Origin of the sequence: Kitasatospora sp. NPDC059146, from assembly GCF_042786665.1 — a bacterium.
Classification (GTDB): Bacteria; Actinomycetota; Actinomycetes; order Streptomycetales; family Streptomycetaceae; genus Kitasatospora.
The window spans coordinates 1-13,782 of record NZ_JBHZCY010000018.1; the positions used below are offsets into that span (position 1 = coordinate 1).

Sequence of the window (13,782 nt, forward strand, 5' to 3'; positions counted from 1 at the left end):
GCGGGGGGGGGGGGCGCCGGGGGCGGCCCCCCCCCGGGGGGCCCGCCCCCCCCCCGGGGGAGTCGGCCCAGGGGTGCCGACGACGAGGGAGGAGCAGCAGACCCAGTCGACCGCCGAAGCCGTCCGCGCTGCGCCGCGCCGCCGCCTGCGCCAGAGCGTGCCGCGAACCAACCGCATCTGCCCACGATTCAGCGACTCCGAGTGGTCCCTCCTTCAGCGCGCCGCCGCCCGAGCCGAACTCGCCCCCGGCGGCTACACCGCTGCAGCCGCCGTGGCCGCCGCCGCCAGCACCGACCCCAGCGCTGCGGTCGCCGACTACCGGCGCGGCATCCAGGAACTCATGGAGTCCAACCGCCAGCTCGGCGCCGTGGGCAACAACCTCAACCAGCTCGCCCACTTCGTGAACGCCGGCGGCCAGCCGGGCGCCGAGCTGCGCCAGCTCCTGGCCCGCGTCGAAGCCTCCATCGACGCGGTCGACGAGGCCGTCGACTGGCTGGTCCGCCGGTGATCCCCAAGATCCGCACCGGCACCGACCGCGCCTTCCCCCTCATCGACTACCTCTTCGGACCCGGCAAGCACGAGGAGCACACCAACCAGCACCTCGTCGCCTCCTGGAACAACTTCGCGCCCGACCCGGGCCCCAACCCGGAGCGGCACCAGGTCGCCAAGCTCGCCAACCAGCTCGACCAGCCGGTCAAAGCCCTCGGCAAGCGGGCCCCGGCCAACAAGATCTGGCACTGCTCACTGCGCACCGCCCCCGGTGACCGCCACCTCGACGACGCCGAGTGGGCCGCCATCGCCCGCCGCATCGTCCACGCCACCGGCATCGCCCCCGAAGGCGACACTGCCGCCTGCCGCTGGGTCGCCGTGCGCCACGCCGACGACCACATCCACATCGCCGCCACGCTGGTCCGCCAGGACGGCCGCCTGGCTGCCCTGAGCTTCGACAAGCGCAAGGCCCAAGCCGAAGCCCGCCTCATAGAGAAGGAGTACGGCCTGCGACAGCTCAACCCGGGCGACGGCACCGCCGCCAAGAACCCGACCAGCCAGGAACAGTGGAAGGCCGAGCGCACCGGCCGCACCGAGACCCCGCGCGAAAGCCTGCGCGAAGCCGTCCGCCAGGCCGTCGCCGGAGCCGCCGGAGAAGAGGAGTTCTTCACGCGACTGCGCGAGGCCGGCCTTCGCGTGAAGCTGCGCCACGCCCCTTCCGGCGACGTCCTCGGCTACAGCGTCGCCCTGCCCGGCGACCGCAACCGCGACGGCGAGCCGATCTGGTTCCCCGGCAGCACCCTGGCCCCCGACCTGTCCCTCCCGCGCATCCGCCGACGCCTGGACACCGCGCCCGCCACCGCCACCACGGAGACGGACAACCGCCCGACCCGCTCCGGCCGCTCCGCTCCCGCGCGCCGCCGCCGAGAAGCTGCCGGCACCGCCGAGCGCGCCGCCGCGGTCCTCGACCAGGACGACGACGAAGCCGCCGCCCACCTCGTCGGCGCCGGTGAACTCCTCGACGCCCTCGCCCAGACCTCCCCGGCAGCCACCCGCACCGAACTGCGAGACGCCGCCCGCGCCTTCGAACGCGCCACCCGCAGCCACGTCCGCGCCGAGAATGCCGACATCCGCGCCCTGCGCTCGGCCGCCCGCGGAATAGTCCACGCCGGCAGTGCGCTCGGACGTGGAGAGGACGGCGGCACCACCGCTATGGTCTTGTCCACGCTCGTCCTGGTCGCTTTGGCCGCAGCGCGCTGGCACTCCGCGAGGGGCCACGCCCAGCAGGCCGCCGCCTCCCGCCAGACCGCAGAACACCTGCGCACCGCCTATCAGCAGGCCGCAGCCACCCCCATGCGCACCATGCGCGAGATCGGCCGCGCCCTCCCGGAAGGCGAGCGCCGCCGCCACGACACCACCATCCGAACCGTCCTCGGTAGTGCCGGCACCCAGCAGGGCCCGGCCCGCGAGCACGACGCCCTGGCCGCCGTCCTCGCAGAAGCCGAGAAGGCCGGCCACGACCCCAAGGCCCTCCTGGAGAAGGCCGTCGATCGCCGGGAGCTGGAAACCGCCCGCAATACCACCGACGTCCTCGTCTGGCGCATCCGCCGCCTCGCTGACCTGCCCGCCAACCCCGAACGCCCCCGCACTCGTACGACCGCCGGCACCCGGGCCCGGACCGCTCCGGCCCAGGCGCGTACCACCCAGCCGGCACCGACCCAGCCCGTGACCGACCCGCGCCGACCGGCACCACACCGCTGACCCGCCAACCCTGCGGGCAGCCTGCCCGAAACCTCTCGACACCCGGTTCCACCAGGTGTTACGCAAGTACCCGAGCACCGCGAACGGAGAGCACGTGACCAGAACCGAGCACACCACCACCGCTCCGACCCCGATCGCCACCCCGGTCCCGGTCGGCTCCGACCCGCTCCGGCAGCTGGAGTACGAGACCCAGACGCCCAGCGGTCCGGAAGCTGTCCGGGGCATCCTGCACCCGGCCGAACTGGCGCTGCGCGGCATGCCGGTGACGTGCTCCGCTTGTCGGGCCCGCCGGGACTGGCTGCTGCTCAACCAGGGCCGCGACGTGTGGGTGTGCTGCCGCTGCGGTAACGACTGGCTGGAGCCGGAGATCACGCGCAAGGACTTCGACGCCCTGATCGCCGACCCGACCTGGACGCGCCACCCGTCGACCGGTGCCGGGCGGGTGGCCCTGGGCTTCGACGGCATCTTCGCCGGCATTTACCTCGACGCTTAGAGCGGACAGCAGAAAGGACCGCCACCGGTATCGGTGGCGGTCCTCATCGTTGCTGGTCAGCGCCCCTAGCCGGGAGGCGCTGCGAGCGGGGGGAGTTGGCCGGCGACGGTCAGTCGGCGAAGACTGAGCCGTACGGCGGCCGGGCGCAGGCCGAGCTGGTCGGCGAGGGCCTCGGGGCCGAGGGCAGGCTCCTGCCTGAGCCGCTCGAGGACGGCGTGGTCGGTCCGGTGCTCGGTGCCTCGGACGGTGCGGTAGGCGGCCAGCGCGCCGCCACCGAGGGCGAAAAGCCCAACGGCGCACACCGCGTAGGCGTCGGCCAGCGCGGCCGGGACAGCAAGGGCGGCGCCCAGGGCAGCGAGGGTGCAGCAGGCGATGAGCGGTCCGGGGCGGTGGATCGAGCGATCGGTCACCGGTGGCGGTCTCCTGTGGCTTGTTCGGTCACGGGCGCGGTTGGATCGGGCCTCGGAAGTCGCAGCCGGGGCAGGTGTCTTCGCCCTCGATGTGGCCCTCGTACCAGCCGTGGACGGCTGCGTGCAGGATCGCCTGCTCGATGCTGGCCTCGCCGGAGTTCACGGCGTTGACGGCGTTGGCGACGATCAGGGCGAGCACGGCGGAGTCGGGCGCGGGGAACGGGGGCGAGGGCATCGCAGAGGTGGGCATGGCGAACTCCGTCAGCTGCTGGTGTCGGTGGCCGGGTTGTCGAGGAGGTCGCTTCGGCGGCCCTGGCCGACCGGCTTCCAGCCCTGGAAGGTGGAGGGCTTCCAGCGGGGCCGGTCGGAGATGCTGGTGTCGTCGGGGGCGGGAAGGGTGCCTCGGTTCTTACGGTTGCGGGCGGCGCCGACGCTGATGCCCAGGTGCGCGGCGACCTCGGCGTAGCCCCAGAGCTGCTGGTCGTCGGCCATGCGTGTGTCCTTCCTCGGTGGTTCGGTGACGAGCGTACGCGCCGCCGGTCGGGCGGGCGTACGGCGAGGCCGCCCCGTCCTGGTCGGCGCGGGGCGGCCTTGTGCGGTGGAGCTCAGGAGTCGGCGAGGCGGTTGGCGAGTTCGAGGGCGGCGGTGGCGACGGAGAGGGCGGAGCACAAGCCGGTGACCTCGGACAGCGTGGGGCGGACTAGCCGGGGCCAGTCGTCGGGGGCGGCGGGCCAGGTGGCGAGGTGGACGTCGCCGGTGGCGAGGCCGAGGCGGGCGGTGACGTCCCAGCCGGCCTCGGGCGCTTTCTCCCAGCGCAGCAGGATGCGGCCGAAGGGGAGCCTGGGCGCGGCGGCCGGGAGCCAGAGGATGTTGATCGGCTGGTCGGGGGTGGTGGGGACGCGGTGGACGAGTGCTCCGCTGGCCCACGGGGGCATGGGGTGTAGCGCGAAGCGGTCGAGCGGTTGCGGGCGGGCGAGGCGGCGGGTGGTGGGGATGCGGGTCTCCTTCGGGCGGGGTCAGGACCAGGCGAGGTGGTCGCGGACGGCGGGCGGGAGGTAGCCCTCCTGGCCGTCCTCGCCGAGGTAGGCGGTGCCGTTGTGGACGATGACGTCCGTGCCGACGTAGTGGGCGAAGGGGAAGTCGGGGTTGACGGCGAGGCGGACCTGCAGGTTCGGGTCGAGGTTCTGGAGCTGGGCGATCAGGTGAGCGACGGTGAAGTACTGGGGCATCGAGGGTCTCCGAGTAGAGAGGGGCTGGTGGGCGTGGGCGATGGTCACGGGAGGTCGAGGCGGAGCAGTTCGCGCAGGACGGCCGGGCCCTTCGAGACGGGCTTGGGGTGGGTGGCGAGGTGCCGCCTGCGGGCCTCGTCGACGTAGCCCTTGCCCGAGTTCTTGATCTCCCAGCCGCCGCAGGTGCAGACGGCCTGGGAGTAGGAGCGGCCGGGGCAGTCGGCGTGGAGCGGCTTGCCGGAGCTGGTGTGCTTGTGCTCGGGCGGGCAGAGACTGCGGTCGGCGTGGTGGTTGGTCAGCGGGGCGCGGTAGGCGGGCATCAGGTCCTCGTGGTTGGCTCGGGGGAGGGGATTGCCGTGCCGTGCAGGTCGCGGCGGGGGCGGATCAGGACGAGGTCGTCGGCGGGCCATGGGTCGCAGGTGTCCCAGGGATGGCCGGTGGTGAGGACGACGGTGCCGTCGGGGCCGTGGACTTCGGGGAGGCCGCAGACACCGCAGCCGCAGGTGGGGTCGTAGGAGTTCGGCCGGGCCGGGTACGGGCCGGCGGCGAAGTAGGCGGTCCGGTGGAGTCGTCCGGGTTGCGCGGCTTCGAAGGCGGAGACGATCAGGTCGCCGGAGCGGACTTGGTCGGCGCGGACGATCCGCAGGTGAACGCTGGTGAGGATGGCGTGGCTGGCCTGGTGCTCGGTGGTCGCGGTGACGACCACCGGGTGGAAGTCGGCGTGGTGGGTGCTCGTGGGTCTCTCCCTGCTGGTCGGCGGTTCATCTCGGGCAGTGCGGCCTGGGAACGCGGTTGGTTCAGTCGGCAAGCCGGTAGGAGCGCATCGGCAGCGACTCGCCCTCGGCTTCGCGCACCACGAGGCCGTCAGCGGCCAGGCGGTCGAGCGATCTGGCGACCGTGCGGTCGGCCAGGTCGAGCGCGTTGCCGATCTGGCGCACGCGGGCGCCGTCCGGCACTTTGGCGAGGTGGGCGATGACCTTCCGGTCGCGGCGCAGACCCAGCTCGTGGACATCGTCGAAGGCGCTCAGCAGGCCGCTGACGGTCACGCAGAGACTGAGGGCGAAGGCGGTGGAGCCCGGTTGGACGGAGAAGGCGTTGAGTGCTCCAAGCGCGGCGATGGCCGGGCCGGGGATACGAGTTGGGTCGATGGTGAGCTTCACGTGCGGATTCCATTCGTCGGAACGGGAGTTGCGGGAGGGGCCGGGGAAGGGCCCGCCGCTGTGGCGGGTGCCCGAGGTGGGCGCGCGGCGGGGCCCGTGCCGTGCTGAAGGCGAGGGGTCAGCTGGCCAGGGTGAGGGAGCTGCTGGCGGGGGCGGCAGCCTCCGTGTCGAGACTGACGATGCGCGGGCCGGTCGAGATGCTGGCCTGGCGGGTGGCGAGCCAGAGGGCGACCGAGTCGGCGCAAGCGGCGCAGTCGTCCGCGAGGGAGAGGCTTCCGTCGCCGACGTAGACGTCCACCACGTCCTCGTCGTCGGCATCGAAGGGCGAGGTCGGCTCGGGGTAGAAGCAGGCGAGCCAGGCGGAATGGAACTCGGCGGGGCGCGCGATCTGGCCGTCATCGTCGGTGACCAGGATTTCCCCACCGGGGACCAGCAGCGACAGGGCGAAGTAGCCGCCGCCGGTGTGGACGGGCTCGAAGGCGAGCCCGCGCTGCCGCAGGGACTGGTAGACCGGACGTCCGGCGACTGGGCTCTCACCGTGGGGCAGCTCGTCGGTGAGGGCGGACTCGATGGTACGGACGAAGGTCAACGCATGCTCTCCTGTGGTGGGTTGGTCGGTTGGACAGTGCCCGCCGGGGGGCAGGGGCTGGTTGAGGTCAGCGGGCAGGGTTGGCGATGAGCGCGGCGAGGAATCCGGCGACGGCCTCGGAGGGCGTGTGGATGCCGAACTCCTGGGTCCACGGCGTGGCATCGGTGCCGGTGGGCAGGACCTGGATGCGCCAGACGATGCCGCGCTGCCAGGCGCCGGGGTCCTCCGGCAGCCAACCGACGTACACCCGACCGTCCGGGCTGGTGCAGTGGACGTTCGCCTCCGGTGTGTCGACCATCGGCCAGCCGAGGCCACTGAGGAGGGCGAGCACGGGCTCCGCGCAGTGGTCGGAGGAGAGCCAGGAGCGGTCCTGGGCGGGGGTGCGGACGGGGGCGGGCAGGAGGCTGCTGGGGGTGTTCACGGGGGCCGGTCCCTTCGTTGACCTGCGGTTTCGGTGACGTGAGTACTTTGACATGCAGCGTCCCGAAGTTCGTAGTCGTTATCGGCGATCGGTCTCTGCCGTGGGCGAACTGGAAGGGAATGGATCGGGGCACCCGGGTGCTGAAGCAGGGTTACGGCGCGAGGCCGTACGGGGTGAAGGGGGACGACGGCGTTGGTGGCGAGCAGAGGCCGGGACATGGCGGCGCTGGAGCGCAAGATCCGCAGCGCGGGGCGGGCCTGGACGATGGGCGACGTCACGGTGATCGGCGAGGGCCAGTGGGCCGTGCACACCGTGAGCCGCGCCGAGCGGCAGCAGGACGACGCGGTGGCGGCACGGCTGGCGGACGGGCAGCGGGTCGAGCTGACCGTGGAGGAACTGGCCCGCGCGGTGGGCGCCATGGATCCGGGCGCCCACCGCGACCGCGAGGCGAACTGACGGGCGCCTAAAGCCGGTTCGCCACGGGCCTGGCCGAAGCGGCGGTGGCCGGCGGGGCAGGCTGGTCCGCGGGCAGCCCCAGAGGCCGGGGTGCCTGCGAGGTGCGGGCGGTGGCGGCCCTCACGCGCGCGGCGTCCGGGCCGCCTTCGGCCTTGAGGGCGAGTTCGCGGGCGTCGATGACGTGGCTGATGGCCTGCAAGGCGGTGTTGCTTTCGGCGTAGGCCGTGCGCAGTGCGCTCGCGGACTGGGTGATCCGGTCGAGGTCGTAGAAGGCCGGGACGTGGCCGGGCCGGGTGAGGGCGTGCAGCCGTTCCTGGTGCACGGCAGCGGCATTGGAGACGACGACGAGGTGGGAGCGCGTGTGCATCGCCGTTCGCAGCAGTGGGTCCTCGACGGGCTGGCGGACCGAAGCCTTCTCGAGTTCGGCGATCGGTCGGCCCCAGGCTTTCTCGATCATTGAGTCGGCGTGGTCGAGGGGGGTCGGGTCGGACACGGTGTTCTCCAAGGGGGCTTGCTCAGCGGCCTGGCGGGAGGTGGCGGCCTGCTGCTGGGCGTAGAGCTGGACGGCGTGGTCGTTGCTGCCGGCGCCGAGCTTGCGGCGGGCTCGGGCGGCGCGGGAGTGGACGGTGGCGGCGCGGGTGCCCTGTCTGCGGGCGATCTCGGCGACGGTGTAGCCCTCGGTCAGGTAGCGCAGGGTGCTCGCTTCGACGGGGGTGAGGGGCAGGCCGAGCAGGGGCGTGCTCAACGTGGTCTCCTTCGGGGAGTTGCGGCGGGACGGTCTGGAATCCGCGTGGCTTGCAGGGGGCTTGGCCATGGCGTGGTCCTCGGTGCGGGTTAGCGGGTTCGGCCGGCGAGCACGGGGTTCGGGTGTGCCGGGGGACGGGTCGAGGTGGTGTGGGCGAGCACGGACGTGGCCGCCAGGGGGACGGAGAGCGAGCGGGAGGTTGCTGCCCTGACGCGTGCGACCTCCAGCGGGCTCGGCGCGGTGGGCGTTGCGACGGCGCTCGCGGGCAGGCGCGCAAGCTGGTCGCGCCGCAGGTACCGGTGCACCGTGGACGGGTCGAAGGCGGCGGCGGTGAGCGTGTCCAGAAGGGGCGCGGGCAGGTGCGAGGAGGCGCTGGCGTACCAGCGGCGCTCGGGCGAGCCGGCCTCGAAGAGCCAGCGTTCGGTGGTCTCGTCCATCTCCTCGGCGTGCCGCAGGAAGCCGGGGCGCGTCGATCGGGTGACGAGCTGATCGGGGCTCTGGAGGACGATGGGCTCTACCCACTGTCCGGCCGCCCGGTGCGGGGCGGGTCGGCTGGCGCCGAGGTAGGCGTCGGGGCCGCGTGTGTAGGCGTCGGCGAGGGCGGTGGTGAAGTCCTGGACGATCTCGGTGGGCACCCGGTCGTCGAAGGTGACCAGCCACTGGGGGACGGTCGGCTCCGGACCGGCGCTGATCTTCCACAGCGTCGAGTCCGGGCCCTCGGGAAGGAATGCCAGGCGGGCGGTCAGGTCCGGTGCGGTGACGTACGTGTTGCCCAGGTCGTCGTTGGTGGCGGCCCACCCGGCCTTGACCAGCGGGGTGATGGCCTCGGTGACGTCGGCCTGGGTGTCCGCGAGGTAGCGCGGCTGGACGCGGTACTCGCGGGGCTTTTCGGAGGTGTACGGCATGGGAGTACTCCGGGGGTCAGCGACGGCGTGCTCCGCCGGGAACCGGCAGTGCGGCGGGCGGGACGGCGGTGCCCTGCGGGATGCGGGCGCGCTGCGGCCGGGCGAGGGCCGGGGTCGGGGCGCGGCGGGCGGTGACGTAGGGCAGGTGGCGGGCGGGGATGCCGCCGAGGGGCCGCTCGACAGGTTCGGCGGAGCTAAAGGCGAGGGCGGCGCGCACGAGCGGGTAGAACGGCACGCCGATGCTGAAGTCGGCATGCCAGAAGGGGTGTTGCGGGTCGTCGACGATCATGCTCCACGATGGTGGGACCAGGCCGGCGATCTCCTCGTCGGAGGGTTGGTGTCCGACGCGGTGCCGGTAGCGGGCGGTCCCGTCCGGCGCGACCTGGTCGTGGAAGCCCTTCGGCCCGGGGGTGGGCTGCCAGCCGCGGTCGGCGAGAACGGATCCGGGCGTGCAGTCGAGGTGGTGGGGTCCGCCGAGCAGGTAGTCGCGGTGCCCGCTGCGCAGGCCGTCGACGAGGACGGCGGTGAAGCCGGCAGTGATCTCGGCGGGCGTACCGGGGCTGAACACCGCACTCCACAGCGCCTCCGAGCCGGAGGTGGTGTAGCCGTGGACGCTCCACGTGCTCGGGGTCTCGGGTGGGCCGGAGCTGGTGAAGACGGTGGTGCGGCAGGGGCTGGTGAAGAGGGCAGCCCCGTCCGCTGTACGGGCGCGGCTCCAGCCGGGGGCCGAGGCCAGTTGGCCGGTGACAAGTCGCTGGTCGCCGGGACCGGCGAGACGAAGCGGACGAACAAGATAGGGGACGGTGGGCACGGTTGGGCTCCTGAGCTTGGCGGGGAGCGGGCCCGCACACCGCTGTTGACGGGGCAGCGTGCGGACCCGGGGCGCTGGGGACACGGAGCCGTTCTGTGGCGGGAGTTCACGGTGCTCACCGGCCGTACGAGAAGGAGGTGGCCGGTGTGACGCCGGCGGGGACACGCGGCTGCGGCACCGGGGGGTGGCTGAACAGCGCGGAGGGGGCGGGGCTGCGGCGCAGTGCGGCAGCAGTCCGGACAGACTGCGCGGGGGAAGCCAGAGTGCGCTCGGCGGCCGGCACCGCGCGGGCAGCGGTGACGCTGTGCCGGTGCTCCCACTGCTGGAGGGCGGTGTAGACGGGCCCGAGCGCCCGTCCGGCGTCGGTGAGGAGGTAGGGGGCGCCGTGCCGGTTGTCGGCGCGCGCAACCAGGCCGTCCGCCTGCATGCGGGTCAGCCGGGCCGCCGCGACCGGCGGCGGGGAGTCGAGCAGTTCGGCCAGGTGGGTCAGGCGCAGGCTTCCGCGCTCCGAGAGCAGGCGGACGGTTTCAGTGGTGTCCGTCAGTTGCAGGCGGTGCAGGGCGTTCTCGACCCGGTCGTACCGCCCTTGCGGGGTGCGGTCGATGTGGTCGGAGGACCACTGGGTGAGAGCGCGGTAGACGGGGCCGAGGGTGCGGGCAGCGGACGAGAGCCGGTAGGGGGCCCAACGGTCGAACTCGCCGTCGCGGGCCACCAGGCTGTCGGTGGACATCGTGGCCAGGCGCTTGCTGACGTACGACTGCGACAACGTCGGAAAGTGCTGGGCGACGTCGGAAACGCGCATCTCCGGACCGTACTTGGCGACCGTGTGCACGATGTGGGTGGTCCACTTCGGGGCGAGACGGCGAAGGGCGGCCTCGGTGCGCTGCGCGTCAGTGGTGCTCATCGGGGTGGACGGCTGGATGGACATGGCCGGGAGTTCCTTGTTCAACGGGTGCGGGAGGAAGAGAGGGAGGGCCGGGCCGATGGCGCCAGCGGTGCCGTCTGGGCGGGACCGGTCGCGGGCGTGACGACGGGGCCAGAGGGGGTGCGGGCCAGCGCGGCGGCGACGCGCTGGTCGGCGGTGCGCGAGGCATCCAGGAGGGCCTGCCCGGCGGGCGTCAGTGAGAGCAGCTGACCGGGCCGGTAGGACGAAGTGCTGGTATCGGCGACCACGAGGTCTTCGGCCATCAGCGCCTCGACGGTGTGCGCCCAGACCGACGGCGCCACGCCACTGCCATCGGACGTGAACGTGTAGCCGTAGACAGCGCTCTTGCACAGTCGCAGACGACCACGGTCGATCGCCGCCAGCGCCTCGAACTCCCGGGTCCGGGGGTCGTACCTCGACGGTGTACCAGGAAGGTCGGGCTCGGCGGCCGGCGCCGGGGAGGCGGTGACCGCCGCGCGCTTGACGGCAAGAGGACTCCGCGGATCCGCCAGGCCCTCCTCGGTACACCGCTCGTAGGCGCTGACCACATCCGAGAGTTGCTCGAACGCCGCGCCCCGCCGAGCGGCGAGCAACTCGACCTGAAGGCCGGCGGACTGCATGACTCCATTGACCCCGCGCATCGAGGCGTGATCGCCCCGGGCGATCGGCGCCAGACGCTCGGTCACCTGCTGCGCCTTGGCGGTGAGGTCCTGGTGGAGCCGGTCGACTTCGCGGGCGCAGGACGCCACCATGAACGCGACGCGGGTGAGAGGGCTCTCGCCGGGGTGGCGCGCGTACAGCTCCCAGGGGTTCTCGACACCGAGCCGGTCGAAGACCAGGTGCGCGCCGGGGCGGACCAGCGGGTCGTGCGGGTTCATCCGGCCATCTCCATCCGGGCAAGGAGGGAGCGGACCAGGGTGGGCAGGCTGTCGGGGCCTTCGCCGCCGAGGCGCACGAAGCTGACTTCCTCGTCCAGGAGGCGGCGGGCATCCTCGGCCAGAGCGATGATGATCTCCGTGCACGCGTCCGTGAACTCCGTGGAGGCGAGCAGAGCCTGGCCCAGGATCTGCAGGTAGAGGCCGGGCGGGAGGGCGGCCTCGGCAGCGAGGGCGGTGATGGCCTGCTGGTCCTGCGGGGCGTAGGCCGACAGATCGAAGTCCGAGACCTCGGCCGGTGCCGTGGTCGCGGTGTCGGACTGCAGGCCGGCCTCGACGGTCAAGCGGTCGACGGCCTGAGTGAGTTCGGCGAGTGACTCGGTCAGCCAGCCTAGGGCGGAGGCGTAGGAGGCGAGAGCGAACAGGGCGGCGGGAGTGGTCGGCAGCCGCTCCTCCAGCAGGTCCTCTAGCCGGAAAGCGAGTGCCGTGATCACCTTCGGACCGGCGGTGAGCGGCCCGAGGACGGGGTGGAGGTGAGAGCGCGAGCGCGGCGTGGCGTGCTCGGCGGTGACGATGCCGGTGACGGCCTCGGCGGCCTCGGCGAGCCATGTGGCGAGGTCGGTGTGCGTGGGGGTGGGCGTGGTCATCATCGGGCCTTTCGCGGGGAAGCGCTGGTGGCGAAGCCGGGGGACGCGGTGGTGTAGGCGGCGCTGGCGGCTGCAGGTGTGGGGCTTGCGGATCGGGCGCGGGCGGCGCGGACGCGGGCTTCCTGCTGCTGCCGGATCTGGGCCTCCCGTGCCGGGTCCAGGCCGGGCGGGAGGTTGAGGCCGGTGCGGCCGAGCCGGTTCTGGGCGGAGCGGTAGACCGCGTAGTCGAGCCGTGGCCCGGCGGCGACGAGGTGGACCTCGCGCCGGTGCTGGGAGCTGGGCGGTGCGTCGCGGAACTGCACGACCAGGCGGTGCGTGGCCCATTCGCCGCCTGCGCCGAGGACGATCTTGTGGCAGCCCTCCAGCCGGCCATCCAGGCGGGTGGCGACGCGTTCGCCGTGGACGAGGTCCTGCAGGTGCAGCAGGGCCTGGTCGCGGATGGGCTCAGGGAGTTGGCGCAGGTCGGCGAGGGCGTCGGGGTGGGCGGAGAAGGCGAACTTGGCGCGGCTCACAGCGACCGCCCCCGATCGGGCAGGGTGACGGCGGCGGCTGCCGGTGCGGCGGCCAGGACGTCGGCGGCGGTGACGGCCGGGGCCGTGGTGCTGCGGGCGAGCGCGGCGCTGGTGCGCAGGGCCTCGGCGTCGCGGCGGTACTCGGGCGGCTCGGGCAGCGGGGTCGAGCGGTGCTCCAGCCAGTCGTCGGCGGCGGCGTGGTCGGCGAAGGCCCCCTCGCGCACCGTGTAGGTGAACTGCTCGGGCTGAAGCGTCTCCAGGAACACGCGGACGGGCAGCTCGCTGGCCTCGCGGTCGACGGCGACGCTCCAGCCCTCGGTGTCGCCCCCGTCGATCACCTGGTAGTCGGCGACCTTGAGGCTCTCGCCCGAGCGCCGGATGCGGTCCTCGACCCGGACGGACAGCTCGTCGGCGGGGCGGGGGACGTCGAAGACCGGTGCGACCTTGTCCGGCGGGCAGCCGCGGTTGACCAGCCAGTTCTGCGCGAACGCGAAGGTGGCATGCCCTTCCCGGTGCATGCTGAACATGTCCTGGCTGCGGTCGCGGTCGACGTCGAAGGAGACGATGTTGGCCTTGTTGGGGTAGTCCCAGGTCGCCGTGTTGTCGAAGGCGATGATGAAGCTGCGGTCGCCCACGTCGTGGTGGGAGATGAGCTGGAAGTCCTTCTCCCAGGGGTAGTTGTACGAATGGCCGAGGGACTCGTCGGCGGGCTTGAGGCCGTCGAGGCGGAAGTCGAGGGTGTTCATGCGGCGAGTCCCAGCTGGTCGGGGGTGGTCAGGACGCGGTGGGCCAGCCGGGAGGGGCTAGTGGTGCAGGCGGCGAACGGGCCGTCCGGAGCACGGAGCTGGAGCAGGGCGTGGTCCAGGTGGTCGCGGTGCCAGGTCGAGGGCCCGCTCTGGCCGGCCTCGGCGGCGGTCAGCTGCTGCCACGCGAGCCAGAGCGCGTGGAGGCGGGCGACGGCCTCCGGGTGCTCGTGCCACTGTGCGCACCACGGCCGGGTGGAGCCGATCTCCCGGCCGTAGACGGGCAGCAGGATGTGGGTGACCCAGAAGGAGAGCTCGGCCAGTTCGGCGGCGTACTGGGCGCCGCCCATCGCGAGGATGAACAGCGAGGGGGCACCGCCGGGTCCGCCCTCGGGCGCGGACTCCGGCGCGGCCGAGCTGGGCCCGGCCTCTTCGTCGGCTTCGGAGCCGAGGCGGTCGAGGATCACGCCGTGCTGGCGGACCTCGGCCATGGTGCGGTTCAGCGCGCTGACGAGGTCGTCGAGGTCCTCGTCGGGGATACGGATCGGCTCGGGCTCGGGGGCGCCCGGCATCGGGTCGGACTCGGACATGGCACATCCAGGGGGTTGGGA

At 73.0% G+C, this 13,782-nt stretch carries 23 protein-coding genes; 4 read left to right on the forward strand and 19 right to left on the reverse strand.

The annotated features are described in order from the left end of the window. The first annotated feature begins 73 nt into the window (after nt 1–73). The 3 genes from ACFXPX_RS10700 to ACFXPX_RS10710 all read left to right on the forward strand — a co-directional run bounded on the left by ACFXPX_RS10700 (nt 74) and on the right by ACFXPX_RS10710 (nt 2,743). The gene (locus ACFXPX_RS10700) at nt 74–508 is read left to right on the forward strand and encodes a MobC family plasmid mobilization relaxosome protein (protein WP_380640579.1); all 435 of its coding nucleotides are present in this window, start codon (nt 74–76) and stop codon (nt 506–508) included. Beyond that, nucleotides 505–2,250 (forward strand): relaxase/mobilization nuclease domain-containing protein, encoded by a 1,746-nt coding sequence (locus ACFXPX_RS10705; RefSeq protein ID WP_380640581.1) that lies wholly within the window; start codon nt 505–507, stop codon nt 2,248–2,250. The genes ACFXPX_RS10700 and ACFXPX_RS10705 overlap by 4 nt, the downstream gene beginning before the upstream one ends. A gap of 94 nt (nt 2,251–2,344) precedes the next feature. Continuing rightward, entirely contained in the window at nt 2,345–2,743 is a 399-nt protein-coding gene (locus ACFXPX_RS10710; RefSeq protein WP_380640583.1) for a hypothetical protein, read from the forward strand. Nucleotides 2,744–2,808: 65 nt separating this feature from the next. On the opposite strand, the gene ACFXPX_RS10715 is transcribed toward ACFXPX_RS10710, so the two are convergent. The 10 genes from ACFXPX_RS10715 to ACFXPX_RS10760 form a co-directional block, all read right to left on the reverse strand. Then, entirely contained in the window at nt 2,809–3,153 is a 345-nt protein-coding gene (locus tag ACFXPX_RS10715) for an AsnC family protein (protein WP_380640585.1), read from the reverse strand. Nucleotides 3,154–3,181: 28 nt separating this feature from the next. Then, on the reverse strand, nt 3,182–3,403 hold the full coding sequence (locus tag ACFXPX_RS10720) for a hypothetical protein (RefSeq protein WP_380640587.1): 222 nt from the start codon (nt 3,401–3,403) through the stop codon (nt 3,182–3,184). An 11-nt stretch (nt 3,404–3,414) separates the two neighbouring features. After that, nucleotides 3,415–3,645: a MarR family transcriptional regulator gene (locus tag ACFXPX_RS10725; RefSeq protein ID WP_380640589.1), complete on the reverse strand. Its 231-nt coding sequence runs from the start codon at nt 3,643–3,645 to the stop codon at nt 3,415–3,417. Nucleotides 3,646–3,758: 113 nt separating this feature from the next. After that, on the reverse strand, nt 3,759–4,088 hold the full coding sequence (locus ACFXPX_RS10730) for an esterase (RefSeq protein WP_380640591.1): 330 nt from the start codon (nt 4,086–4,088) through the stop codon (nt 3,759–3,761). A gap of 81 nt (nt 4,089–4,169) precedes the next feature. Continuing rightward, nucleotides 4,170–4,382 (reverse strand): hypothetical protein, encoded by a 213-nt coding sequence (locus ACFXPX_RS10735; protein ID WP_380640593.1) that lies wholly within the window; start codon nt 4,380–4,382, stop codon nt 4,170–4,172. 44 nt (nt 4,383–4,426) lie between these two features. Continuing rightward, a complete protein-coding gene (locus ACFXPX_RS10740) occupies nt 4,427–4,702 on the reverse strand; it encodes a hypothetical protein (protein WP_380640595.1) in 276 nt (91 codons plus the stop codon). After that, nucleotides 4,702–5,088: a hypothetical protein gene (locus ACFXPX_RS10745; protein ID WP_380640597.1), complete on the reverse strand. Its 387-nt coding sequence runs from the start codon at nt 5,086–5,088 to the stop codon at nt 4,702–4,704. The genes ACFXPX_RS10740 and ACFXPX_RS10745 overlap by 1 nt, the downstream gene beginning before the upstream one ends. 91 nt (nt 5,089–5,179) lie before the next feature. After that, nucleotides 5,180–5,542 carry a helix-turn-helix transcriptional regulator gene (locus ACFXPX_RS10750; RefSeq protein ID WP_380640599.1) on the reverse strand — a complete coding sequence of 121 codons (363 nt, stop codon included), beginning with the start codon at nt 5,540–5,542 and terminating at the stop codon, nt 5,180–5,182. Nucleotides 5,543–5,660: 118 nt separating this feature from the next. Continuing rightward, nucleotides 5,661–6,131 carry a hypothetical protein gene (locus ACFXPX_RS10755; RefSeq protein WP_380640601.1) on the reverse strand — a complete coding sequence of 157 codons (471 nt, stop codon included), beginning with the start codon at nt 6,129–6,131 and terminating at the stop codon, nt 5,661–5,663. A 67-nt stretch (nt 6,132–6,198) separates the two neighbouring features. Beyond that, entirely contained in the window at nt 6,199–6,552 is a 354-nt protein-coding gene (locus tag ACFXPX_RS10760; protein WP_380640603.1) for a DUF317 domain-containing protein, read from the reverse strand. Between the two features lie 195 nt (nt 6,553–6,747). Here ACFXPX_RS10760 and ACFXPX_RS10765 point away from each other — a divergent pair, with 195 nt between their 5' ends. Continuing rightward, nucleotides 6,748–7,008 carry a hypothetical protein gene (locus tag ACFXPX_RS10765; protein ID WP_380640605.1) on the forward strand — a complete coding sequence of 87 codons (261 nt, stop codon included), beginning with the start codon at nt 6,748–6,750 and terminating at the stop codon, nt 7,006–7,008. A 7-nt stretch (nt 7,009–7,015) separates the two neighbouring features. Here the strand turns inward: ACFXPX_RS10765 and ACFXPX_RS10770 are convergent, their stop codons facing one another. The 9 genes from ACFXPX_RS10770 to ACFXPX_RS10810 all read right to left on the reverse strand — a co-directional run bounded on the left by ACFXPX_RS10770 (nt 7,016) and on the right by ACFXPX_RS10810 (nt 13,761). Next, on the reverse strand, nt 7,016–7,753 hold the full coding sequence (locus ACFXPX_RS10770; protein WP_380640607.1) for a LuxR C-terminal-related transcriptional regulator: 738 nt from the start codon (nt 7,751–7,753) through the stop codon (nt 7,016–7,018). Nucleotides 7,754–7,842: 89 nt separating this feature from the next. Next, nucleotides 7,843–8,658 (reverse strand): DUF317 domain-containing protein, encoded by an 816-nt coding sequence (locus ACFXPX_RS10775; RefSeq protein WP_380640609.1) that lies wholly within the window; start codon nt 8,656–8,658, stop codon nt 7,843–7,845. A 16-nt stretch (nt 8,659–8,674) separates the two neighbouring features. Further along, the gene (locus ACFXPX_RS10780) at nt 8,675–9,469 is read right to left on the reverse strand and encodes a DUF317 domain-containing protein (protein WP_380640611.1); all 795 of its coding nucleotides are present in this window, start codon (nt 9,467–9,469) and stop codon (nt 8,675–8,677) included. A 115-nt stretch (nt 9,470–9,584) separates the two neighbouring features. Continuing rightward, nucleotides 9,585–10,397, reverse strand: coding sequence for a winged helix-turn-helix transcriptional regulator (locus tag ACFXPX_RS10785; RefSeq protein ID WP_380640613.1), 813 nt, complete (start codon nt 10,395–10,397; stop codon nt 9,585–9,587). Nucleotides 10,398–10,414: 17 nt separating this feature from the next. Then, on the reverse strand, nt 10,415–11,272 hold the full coding sequence (locus ACFXPX_RS10790; RefSeq protein WP_380640615.1) for a hypothetical protein: 858 nt from the start codon (nt 11,270–11,272) through the stop codon (nt 10,415–10,417). After that, nucleotides 11,269–11,916 carry a hypothetical protein gene (locus ACFXPX_RS10795; RefSeq protein ID WP_380640617.1) on the reverse strand — a complete coding sequence of 216 codons (648 nt, stop codon included), beginning with the start codon at nt 11,914–11,916 and terminating at the stop codon, nt 11,269–11,271. The genes ACFXPX_RS10790 and ACFXPX_RS10795 overlap by 4 nt, the downstream gene beginning before the upstream one ends. Then, nucleotides 11,916–12,428, reverse strand: a complete 513-nt coding sequence (locus ACFXPX_RS10800; protein ID WP_380640619.1) for a hypothetical protein — start codon at nt 12,426–12,428, stop codon at nt 11,916–11,918. Before ACFXPX_RS10800 ends, ACFXPX_RS10795 begins: the two co-directional genes overlap by 1 nt. After that, entirely contained in the window at nt 12,425–13,174 is a 750-nt protein-coding gene (locus ACFXPX_RS10805; RefSeq protein WP_380640621.1) for a glycosyl hydrolase, read from the reverse strand. Before ACFXPX_RS10805 ends, ACFXPX_RS10800 begins: the two co-directional genes overlap by 4 nt. After that, nucleotides 13,171–13,761 carry a DUF4913 domain-containing protein gene (locus ACFXPX_RS10810; RefSeq protein WP_380640623.1) on the reverse strand — a complete coding sequence of 197 codons (591 nt, stop codon included), beginning with the start codon at nt 13,759–13,761 and terminating at the stop codon, nt 13,171–13,173. Before ACFXPX_RS10810 ends, ACFXPX_RS10805 begins: the two co-directional genes overlap by 4 nt. Between the last annotated feature and the right edge of the window lie 21 nt (nt 13,762–13,782).

What these genes read in the sequence shown, in the direction of transcription:
- ACFXPX_RS10720 (WP_380640587.1), bottom strand. Translation starts at nt 3,403, where the DNA reads ATGCCCACCTCTGCGATGCCCTCGCCCCCGTTCCCCGCGCCCGACTCC.
- ACFXPX_RS10725 (WP_380640589.1), bottom strand. Translation starts at nt 3,645, where the DNA reads ATGGCCGACGACCAGCAGCTCTGGGGCTACGCCGAGGTCGCCGCGCAC.
- ACFXPX_RS10730 (WP_380640591.1), bottom strand. Translation starts at nt 4,088, where the DNA reads ATGCCCCCGTGGGCCAGCGGAGCACTCGTCCACCGCGTCCCCACCACC.
- ACFXPX_RS10735 (WP_380640593.1), bottom strand. Translation starts at nt 4,382, where the DNA reads ATGCCCCAGTACTTCACCGTCGCTCACCTGATCGCCCAGCTCCAGAAC.
- ACFXPX_RS10740 (WP_380640595.1), bottom strand. Translation starts at nt 4,702, where the DNA reads ATGCCCGCCTACCGCGCCCCGCTGACCAACCACCACGCCGACCGCAGT.
- ACFXPX_RS10775 (WP_380640609.1), bottom strand. Translation starts at nt 8,658, where the DNA reads ATGCCGTACACCTCCGAAAAGCCCCGCGAGTACCGCGTCCAGCCGCGC.
- ACFXPX_RS10785 (WP_380640613.1), bottom strand. Translation starts at nt 10,397, where the DNA reads ATGTCCATCCAGCCGTCCACCCCGATGAGCACCACTGACGCGCAGCGC.
- ACFXPX_RS10790 (WP_380640615.1), bottom strand. Translation starts at nt 11,272, where the DNA reads ATGAACCCGCACGACCCGCTGGTCCGCCCCGGCGCGCACCTGGTCTTC.
- ACFXPX_RS10795 (WP_380640617.1), bottom strand. Translation starts at nt 11,916, where the DNA reads ATGACCACGCCCACCCCCACGCACACCGACCTCGCCACATGGCTCGCC.
- ACFXPX_RS10805 (WP_380640621.1), bottom strand. Translation starts at nt 13,174, where the DNA reads ATGAACACCCTCGACTTCCGCCTCGACGGCCTCAAGCCCGCCGACGAG.
- ACFXPX_RS10810 (WP_380640623.1), bottom strand. Translation starts at nt 13,761, where the DNA reads ATGTCCGAGTCCGACCCGATGCCGGGCGCCCCCGAGCCCGAGCCGATC.